The 8,287-nt window shown below is 57.4% G+C and carries 9 protein-coding genes and 1 riboswitch; of the genes, 4 read left to right on the top strand and 5 right to left on the bottom strand.

Annotated features, from left to right (window positions below):
- Positions 1–37: 37 nt before the first annotated feature.
- From ABWO67_RS01030 to ABWO67_RS01050, 5 genes are all read right to left on the bottom strand, one after another.
- Entirely contained in the window at positions 38–1,546 is a 1,509-nt protein-coding gene (locus ABWO67_RS01030) for a M48 family metalloprotease (protein ID WP_353146398.1), read from the bottom strand.
- A gap of 22 nt (positions 1,547–1,568) precedes the next feature.
- On the bottom strand, positions 1,569–2,432 hold the full coding sequence (locus ABWO67_RS01035; RefSeq protein ID WP_353146400.1) for a cytochrome c oxidase assembly protein: 864 nt from the start codon (positions 2,430–2,432) through the stop codon (positions 1,569–1,571).
- Positions 2,433–2,461: 29 nt separating this feature from the next.
- Entirely contained in the window at positions 2,462–2,797 is a 336-nt protein-coding gene (locus ABWO67_RS01040; RefSeq protein WP_353146401.1) for a hypothetical protein, read from the bottom strand.
- A gap of 310 nt (positions 2,798–3,107) precedes the next feature.
- Entirely contained in the window at positions 3,108–4,100 is a 993-nt protein-coding gene (locus ABWO67_RS01045) for a sodium:calcium antiporter (protein WP_353146413.1), read from the bottom strand.
- 87 nt (positions 4,101–4,187) lie between these two features.
- Positions 4,188–4,304: riboswitch (yybP-ykoY riboswitch) on the bottom strand.
- Positions 4,305–4,338: 34 nt separating this feature from the next.
- Positions 4,339–4,776, bottom strand: a complete 438-nt coding sequence (locus tag ABWO67_RS01050; protein ID WP_353146403.1) for an NINE protein — start codon at positions 4,774–4,776, stop codon at positions 4,339–4,341.
- A gap of 46 nt (positions 4,777–4,822) precedes the next feature.
- Between ABWO67_RS01050 and ABWO67_RS01055 the strand changes: the two genes are divergently transcribed.
- The 4 genes from ABWO67_RS01055 to purH all read left to right on the top strand — a co-directional run.
- Positions 4,823–5,992: an FAD-dependent monooxygenase gene (locus tag ABWO67_RS01055; RefSeq protein WP_353146404.1), complete on the top strand. Its 1,170-nt coding sequence runs from the start codon at positions 4,823–4,825 to the stop codon at positions 5,990–5,992.
- Positions 5,993–6,035: 43 nt separating this feature from the next.
- Entirely contained in the window at positions 6,036–7,046 is a 1,011-nt protein-coding gene (dusB, locus tag ABWO67_RS01060) for a tRNA dihydrouridine synthase DusB (RefSeq protein ID WP_353146406.1), read from the top strand.
- A 38-nt stretch (positions 7,047–7,084) separates the two neighbouring features.
- Complete coding sequence (locus ABWO67_RS01065) at positions 7,085–7,324, top strand: helix-turn-helix domain-containing protein (protein WP_353146408.1); 240 nt, start codon at positions 7,085–7,087, stop codon at positions 7,322–7,324.
- A 28-nt stretch (positions 7,325–7,352) separates the two neighbouring features.
- Positions 7,353–8,287 (top strand): bifunctional phosphoribosylaminoimidazolecarboxamide formyltransferase/IMP cyclohydrolase (purH, locus tag ABWO67_RS01070; RefSeq protein WP_353146409.1); only part of this gene is annotated, 935 nt, incomplete at its 3' end.

The following is an 8,287-nucleotide window of genomic DNA, read 5'->3' on the forward strand; positions in this document are numbered from 1 at the left end:
GTGACGACCATAGAAATCTTATGGTAACCGAAAGCACCTACGACTTGAAACGTTCCAGCAATTCGCGGTCGGCCTTGAGGCGTTCTTTTAGCGTACGTATTTGTACATCAAGCTCAGACTGCAGATAGAAGTCCTTGGTCATGCCACGGGCCTGCTGCAATTGTTCCACCGCCGTGGGCAAAGCGCCCGTCAATTCGTAGTAAGTCGCCATCGTGCGCCGGGCAGCCGCCTTTTGCCCCAGGCGTTCCTGGCTTTGTGCCTGTAACTGATACAGACGCGGCACATCAGGCCATTGCTTGGTTCTCTGTTGAAGAAACGACACCGCCTCTGCATCTTGACCGGTTTTCTGTAAAGCCTCGACCATGGCCAGCGCTATGCCTTGACTATCGGGCCAACGGCCCCAGGCGGCCTGTGCCGAACTTAGTGCCCGAGCATTATCGCCTTGCTGCAACGCAAGAGACACCGCCAAGCCGGCAACCTCGGATGAGTTGTTGCCGTTCGCCTGGGCATTACGCAAGGCCTGCTCGGCCTGGGCAAGGTCTTTTCGTTGAAGAGCGGCATAAGCCAGCCCGTACCAGGCGGCAGACTGCTCCGCCCCTGTTGCTCTCTGGGTATCAAGCTGGAACTTTTCAATAGCATTGCGTTGGGATCGGCTATCGCGCGCCTGTATGACTCGCAACTTGGCGCGTATGTACCAGAAAGCATCGTTACCTTTAGGCTGCACGGCCGGGGTTTCGCTGACACGATTCTCGATATCGGCCATGCGCTGGATCGACAGAGGGTGGGTGCTGGCGTAATCGCCACCGCCCGTGCCTTCGTTCAGGCGGGAAGCGTTGGTCAATTGGTTGAACATCCTTACCATGCCGCGCGGGTCGAAGCCGGCACGGCGCATCATTTCGAAACCGGCACGATCCGCTTCCTGTTCTGCCTGCCTGGAAAACCCCAGTTGCCTGTCGACCGCCGCCGCCTGCCCAAAAGCGGCCACCCCCATGGCCAGATCACCGCTGCCCATCAAAGCCGCCAACAAGGAAGCCGCCAATGCCGCCATCATGACGCCACTATTTTGCGACCGCTGCGTCATGCCCCGGGCAATATGTCGCTGGGCGACGTGGCCGATTTCGTGGGCAACCACCGACGCAAGCTCGGACTCGCTTTGCGCCGTTACCACCAAACCGCTGTTGATACCGATATAACCACCGGGCAGCGCAAAGGCGTTGATTTGAGAGTCCCGCACACCAAAAATGGTAATAGGCTGCCCCACGCTGACTGGGGCCTGGGCGGCCAGCTTGCGCCCCATGTCAGTCAAGTATTGGCTCACGTCGGGGTCGGCGATATAGGTAGGATCGCGCCGGCCTTGCTCCATGATGGCGTCGCCAAGCGTGCGTTCAAGTGATGGGGAAAGTTCTGCCGATGACGCCGACCCCATACTGGGCAAGCCCACGGGCTGCGCATGGGCTGGCGCGGACAAGCACAGCACCGAAATCAGGCTAGCGCAGAGAAGCTTGACGCTGCAAGTAGTTTGAAATGTCAGACGTGAAACAGCCATTCATGTGTTCGCGAAAACAAGATCAGGATACAGGCGCCACCACCGACTGCCGGGCGCGCATGGCGTCCTGCTTATTGGGTAATCGATTTTTGGCGGACAGGCGCATAAGCGTTGCCAATGCAAACAATAAACCAAAGACCTCGACAAAGCCAGCCAGAACCCACATGGTAAGCCCGCCAATAGCCTGATCCATGACAGCTGTCATGCCGGGGATGGCCCTGCCGCATAAATCGAAGATGGGATAAAGATCGTATTCGGTAAACGTAATGATGGCGCCCACCACCATTTGCGGCACCATCGTGATAACCGGAGAAATAATACGCCCCCCGGGCGACAGCACTGCCGGCGGACTTGGACGCCGATCGAGAATGAGATTCCAGTACATGAAACCGCTGATGACGACTGACCAGTTCATGAAACGATACAGCCGCCAATCCAGCATGGAATAAAACTGAACAGACGGTATCAGGAAGCCCAGCACCAGCACCACGAACAACAGCGGCACCAATATTTTATTGGTGAGAACGGCAACCAGAATACGGCCAGGCTTGCTCTGGCGAAAGTCGCGCAGGCGCAGCCGCCAGGACATGGGCAGGCCTGCCCGCAACACCTGCCCGGGATAGGCGCCCATAATCAGCAAAGGCCCCAGGTGATGCAATACCAGATGCTGCAATCGATGTATGAAGAACATGCGTTCAGCGTAGTAGTCGATGCGCGTATGCATGGACAGGTACAGCAGCGCCATACCTATCCAGAAAAAAGCCTGGCGCGCACCACTGACGCGATGCACGCGAGTTCCGCGCACGAATAGCCAACCACCCACGATAAATGCCAAGACTAATGTCGGAGATAACTCCCAGGGCGTGAGCCAGTCGATAACATTCATGGGTAAAAATCCGGTAAGCGTAAACCCTACTAGTTTAAAGCAATATGACGCCGATCGCCCCACTGGACTTTATGCACGCCCGGATAGGCACTGAGCTGCCGCGCCTGGGACATGAGGACAGGACGCAGTTCCGGCGGGCAATTTACCGTTACGCAAGCGCTTGCCATGCCCTGCCGTTGCGGGCGGTCTACCCGCAGGTGGGCGACGCTAAGGCCAGCCGCCTCAAAATCCAGATATATTTGCTTGCGCACCTTGGCTAATACGTCTGGAGGACATACCACGGTAAGCCGCGATACCGGGTTAACCGCGCGCACCGGTACGGACTGGACGCCTGCCCGGCGTAGAAACAAGTTGAATAAACGCATAATCCCCCCTATTGCCCGTGTGCATCGGCAAGACGGCACACAAGCACTGCCCGCGGCCGAAGCAGCAGGGCAGTTATTGAAGAATGACGGGAGTTTGAATGCGATATGCACTCTGGAAACTGCCACGCCCTTGAAAACCAGGGCGTGGGCTAAAGCTATGCTGGGTGTAAGCTGCTTGCCTAGACGCGCCTGGGGACTGGATAGCCGATGCAAGATCGGCTGCTACTATCGCCGGGGTCGGAATTCACCGCACAGCTCCTATAAATTGAACACTCCGCATTATATCGTCTTGGCGCCGAGCAGACAAGCCTTAGCGCACGAAGTAAAAGCCCACAAACACCGCGAAAACAACATAAAACCCGCTAACGCCCGCGAGAACGGGAAGTCGCATGGCGTTGCGCCGAAACAGCAGCCACAGCGTACCGATCGACAACATCGTCAACCCGCCGGCCACCAGCAACGGTGTATCCAGCAGCCATGGGGTCATGGCAATTGCCATGGCGCTGGGAATGGTGGCCTGTATCATCATGGCGCCGGAAATATTGGCCAGCGCCAGTTTTTCCTTACCTTGTCGAACCCATATAAAGGCATTGAGTATTTCGGGCAGCTCTGTTGCGACAGGCGCCAGCAACAACGCGGCAATATGCGGAGCCAGCCCTACCCAAGTGCCTATAGCTTCGATCTGGCGCACGAATATATGGGACGCGAAAGCTATCGCGAGCAGCGCCAGAATTGTTTGCGAGGCCGCCCAGAACATACTGGGGTCGGAGGGGCGTATTTTTAACGGCTCCAGTTCTTCCATGATCATGGAACCCTCGTCCGCACCGAGCTCGCGTTTGACATAAAGCCCGTAGACAGCCAGGAAAAGCAAAGCCAGCCAGGGCTTCCAAACAAAAACCAGCAAGCCCAGCCCAATTTTCACAGCAAAAATAACCATGAACCAGGCTTGATCACGAGCCAGCTTCTTCTGATCGGCCAAGATACTACAGGGCAACCCTCGGCGCGACTTGCGCCACAGCATGAAACCCACCACCGCATATGCCAGCGTAGCCAGCACCAAAGGACCGCCCAGCGCCGCGCCAACGCCAATTTCCTTTTGTTCGGGGGTATTGCCAAACACGACGGCAACGAAAGTGACAGCGCTTTCCGGCAAGGCCGTACCAAAGGCTGCCAGCACGGTTCCGACAGCGGTAGCGCCGAGCTGTAGGCGGCAACCAACCCATTCCACGCCGTTGACGAAAAATTCGCAGGCAAGATAAATGGCGACGGCCGAAGCAAAGAAGAGAAACAGGGTGAGCAACATAGTAACCAGGCCGGGCAAGCGAAAACCAAGGCGCATTAGTGCGTCGTGCCCGGCAAAAGGCAACGCATAATGGCCAAAGGTCTCGCCGGATTACTAAGCAGACATGCTGCCGCAACCGCTTGCGCCATGGCGATGGTTCACCAAGTATGTTGACGCAAGCCCTCTGGTGCAGACCAGAGCTGGCTACTCCCCGATGACGGAAAGAAGCGGCATTCTACCAGATTACCTGTCCAGGCTATTAGATGACGTAACCGTCAAGCCAGCCCATGGCGGTATAGACATGCACGACGATCAAGGCGATACCGAACATGGTAATGATGCCGCCCACGAACGTGGTGAAGATGGCGGCAATAACCGCGTTCCAGCCCGTGCGCGTAACGATGGCAGAGCCCGGGTTATATTTGGCGTCGAATTTTTCATCGGGCTTGAGCGCAAAAATCAGCGCTTCGATAAAGCCATCGCTAATAGGCACGATAAGCAACAGGAAGGCCGGGTTATCCCACCACACAGGATAAAGCTGCGCCAACCCCAGCATTAATACCGAAAATGCCGTAACCATCCATGCGCCGCGGCGCCCGATATACCACCAGTGAGCACCGAAAACGCCCAGCAGGCAGGCCAGCCATGCGGCGGCCACTTTGCTTCGATGACGGACAGGGGTGGTAAATTGCTTCATATAGAACCTCGGTTGATCCAACATTGTAGTTGAGCAGGAAATACGCATGGACACCCCCACATACGACATCGCCATCAGCGGAGCCGGCCCGGCCGGCAGTGCGTTGGCCCTGATCCTGGCCAGCAAGACGCCCCACCCCGAACGCATCGCGCTCGTCGGCCGGCGGATTATCGCGGCGCAAACCGCCGCCAGCAACCAGGAAGCCGAGATGGCAGACCCGCGCACGCTGGCGCTGAACCATGGCAGCCGTATATTGCTGGAGCAACTGAACGCCTGGCCCCGTGATTCTGCAGACATAAATGTCGTGCACGTGTCGCAACGCGGCAGGCTTGGACGCGCCCTGATCGACCATGCCGAACTGGGTGTTCCGCGCCTGGGCAGTGTCGTGGCGTACGACGCCCTGCTGACCAGCCTGCACCACGCACTCGCCGGCAGCGGTGTAACGCTGATCGAAGCAGCCCCAACAATGCAAGTTGTGCCTGGACAGGTCGAGCTCAATCTTGGCGACCGTCGCATCCATAGCGTGCTTGCCGTTCAGTCGGACGGGGTCAGGCCGCAAGGAGTGCGCCGCGAGTACCAACAACATGCCGTGTTGGCGACTATGCGTGCGTCCCGCCCCCGGCAGGGCTGGGCATTCGAACGTTTCACCTCTCAAGGGCCGCTGGCGCTATTGCCCCATCCGGAAGGCAGCGATCTATACGGCATAGTGTGGTGCTGTTCGCCAGCACAGGCAGCAACGCTCAGCACGATGGATGATCCGAATTTTGAGGCTACGCTGCACCACACTTTTGGAGATCGGCTGGGGCGCTTTCAAAGCATGGGAAAACGACATGTATTTCCGCTATCGCTGCATGCCGGGCCATCGCTGATCAATGCGCGCACAATAGCCATCGGCAACGCGGCCCAAACCTTGCATCCCGTGGCCGGCCAAGGGCTGAACCTGGGCTTACGCGATGCCGCACAATTAGGCCAGGCGCTAGCACAGTGGCTGGCCAAACCAGGCACGGACCCGTCGCACCAACTAGAGCAATTCGCCCGCAACCGCCGCCCCGACCGCTGGCTTACTGCCGGAATCACCGACTTCTTGCCCCGTATCTTCTCGACCGGGAATCCCCTGGTGGAGCATGCCTGCGGTGCAGCCTTATTAAGCCTGGATTTGTTGCCGCCGCTGCGCAACACATTGGCCCGCCAACTGCTGCAAGGCCTGCGTACCTAAAGAGATCAAGACCAGAAATCCGATCGGGGGTTAAAATCCCCTGATGTTCATAGGCTCCTGGTCTCTTCCCAATCCGGTTTTCGTCGCCCCCATGGCCGGCGTAACCGACCGCCCCTACCGCAAACTGTGCAAAATGCTCGGCGCGGGCTACGCCGTGTCCGAAATGGCCGCCAGCAACCCTCGGTTGTGGAATAGCGTGAAGACATCAAGGCGGCTGGACCATGCGGGCGAAATCGATCCCATTGCCGTGCAAATTGCCGGCTCTGACCCCGACATGATGGCGGAAGCGGCAATATTCAATATCGGAAAAGGCGCCCGCATTATCGACATCAACATGGGATGTCCGGTAAAGAAAGTCTGCAATGTCGCGTCAGGTTCAGCGCTGTTGCGCGACGAAGAGCGCGTAGCGCGGATACTTGAAAGCGTCGTCAAAGCATGCAACCCATTGGGCGTGCCGGTAACACTGAAAACCCGCACGGGATGGGACCGGGAGTCGCGCAATGCCGTTAAAATTGGCCGGCTTGCGCAAGACTCCGGCATTGCGGCCCTTACGCTTCACGGGCGTACGCGCTGTGACCTGTATCAGGGCGAGGCAGAGTACGATACGATACGGGCTGTAAAACAGGCACTGACAATTCCGGTAATTGCCAATGGGGATATCGATAGTCCCGAAAAAGCTAAGTACGTACTAGAGTATACGGGTGCCGATGCCGTTATGATTGGGCGTGCCGCCCAAGGCAGGCCATGGATATTCAGGGAAGTCAGTCATTACCTGGCGACGGGCAACTATTTACCGCCGCCTACCTATGGCGAGCTGCGCGACTGCCTGCTGGATCACCTAGAAGATCACTATCAGTTTTACGGGGAATATACAGGCGTGCGTTCGGCGCGCAAGCATATTGGCTGGTATCTGGCCGATATGCCCGATGTCGACGAATTACTGCCAGGTATTAACCAGATAAGCACTACTCGCGATCAAACCCTTGCCCTGGAGCAATGGTTTGACCGTCACCCACCAAACGAGCCGATTATGGCTCAGGCAGCAACGGCATAAAACCTAAACCTGTCATTAGAAAAACGTCACCAAGGATCATGAGTAAAACAAACCCCCTAGAGCAGTCCGTGCGCGACCGGCTCGAACGCTACTTTATGGATCTGGGCGAGTCCGAACCTCGCGACATGCTTGCCATGGTCGTCAGCTGCGTCGAGCGTCCTGTCCTGCAAGTCGCTCTTGAAAAGTCCAATGGCAATCAGTCCAAGGCAGCCGAAATGCTGGGTATTACGCGCAGCACGCTACGCAAGAAACTGCTCGCTCATAACCTGCAACCCTAATTTACGTTTAACCCTAGACTTTTATCCTATGAAAATCCAGACTGCTCTTCTCTCGGTTTCCGACAAAGCCGGTATTGTTGAATTTGCCCAGGCATTGGCTCAGCGCGGTGTGCGGCTGCTATCCACTGGAGGCACGGCCAAATTATTGACACAAGCCGGCCTGGCTGTCACCGAGGTCGCCGCCCATACAGGTTCGCCCGAAATTCTTGATGGCAGGGTCAAGACCTTGCACCCCAAGATACACGGGGGGCTGCTGGCGCGCCGGGATAGCGCAGAGCATTTAAAAACGCTGGAAGAGCACGGCATAGACCGTATCGATATGCTGGTCGTCAACCTGTATCCATTTCGCGAAACCGTTGCCAAATCGGGGTGCACTTTTGCCGATGCCGTTGAAAACATCGATATCGGCGGCCCTGCAATGCTGCGCGCCGCCGCCAAGAACCATGGCACACCCGAGGGTGGGGTGACGGTCGTCATCGATCCCGCCGACTACGAGCGTGTGCTGGCCGACATGGACGGCCCGCATGGCCACCCCTCGTATGGCTTGCGCCTGGAACTAGCCACAAAAACCTATGCCCATACGGCTGCCTACGACGGCGCCATCGCGGCCTACCTAAGCAGCCTGACGGTTGCAGAGCCCGCTCAGGACCAGGCGCCAGAACGCAGCCAATGGCCGCGCACACTGACCGTGCAAATGCAACAAGAACAAACCTTGCGTTATGGCGAAAATCCACACCAGTCTGCTGCGTTCTACGTAGACCAGCCTGTAGGCGCCGGTCTGCTTGGCAGTTACCAGCAATTGCAGGGCAAGGAACTGTCCTATAACAATATCGCCGATGCCGACGCAGCCTGGGAATGCGTGCGCAGTTTTGACAGCACCGCTTGCGTCATCGTCAAGCATGCGAACCCTTGCGGCGTAGCCATAGGCGACAGCCCATTGCATGCCTATCAGCAAGCATTCAA

The sequence above is a fragment of the Pollutimonas bauzanensis genome, from assembly GCF_040393045.1.
Classification (GTDB): Bacteria; Pseudomonadota; Gammaproteobacteria; order Burkholderiales; family Burkholderiaceae_B; genus Pollutimonas; species Pollutimonas bauzanensis_A.

Excerpts from the sequence above, each read along its gene's own strand:
- ABWO67_RS01030 (WP_353146398.1), bottom strand. The coding sequence starts at position 1,546 with ATGGCTGTTTCACGTCTGACATTTCAAACTACTTGCAGCGTCAAGCTT.
- ABWO67_RS01035 (WP_353146400.1), bottom strand. The coding sequence starts at position 2,432 with ATGAATGTTATCGACTGGCTCACGCCCTGGGAGTTATCTCCGACATTA.
- ABWO67_RS01040 (WP_353146401.1), bottom strand. The coding sequence starts at position 2,797 with ATGCGTTTATTCAACTTGTTTCTACGCCGGGCAGGCGTCCAGTCCGTA.
- ABWO67_RS01045 (WP_353146413.1), bottom strand. The coding sequence starts at position 4,100 with ATGTTGCTCACCCTGTTTCTCTTCTTTGCTTCGGCCGTCGCCATTTAT.
- ABWO67_RS01050 (WP_353146403.1), bottom strand. The coding sequence starts at position 4,776 with ATGAAGCAATTTACCACCCCTGTCCGTCATCGAAGCAAAGTGGCCGCC.
- ABWO67_RS01055 (WP_353146404.1), top strand. The coding sequence starts at position 4,823 with ATGGACACCCCCACATACGACATCGCCATCAGCGGAGCCGGCCCGGCC.
- dusB (WP_353146406.1), top strand. The coding sequence starts at position 6,036 with ATGTTCATAGGCTCCTGGTCTCTTCCCAATCCGGTTTTCGTCGCCCCC.
- ABWO67_RS01065 (WP_353146408.1), top strand. The coding sequence starts at position 7,085 with ATGAGTAAAACAAACCCCCTAGAGCAGTCCGTGCGCGACCGGCTCGAA.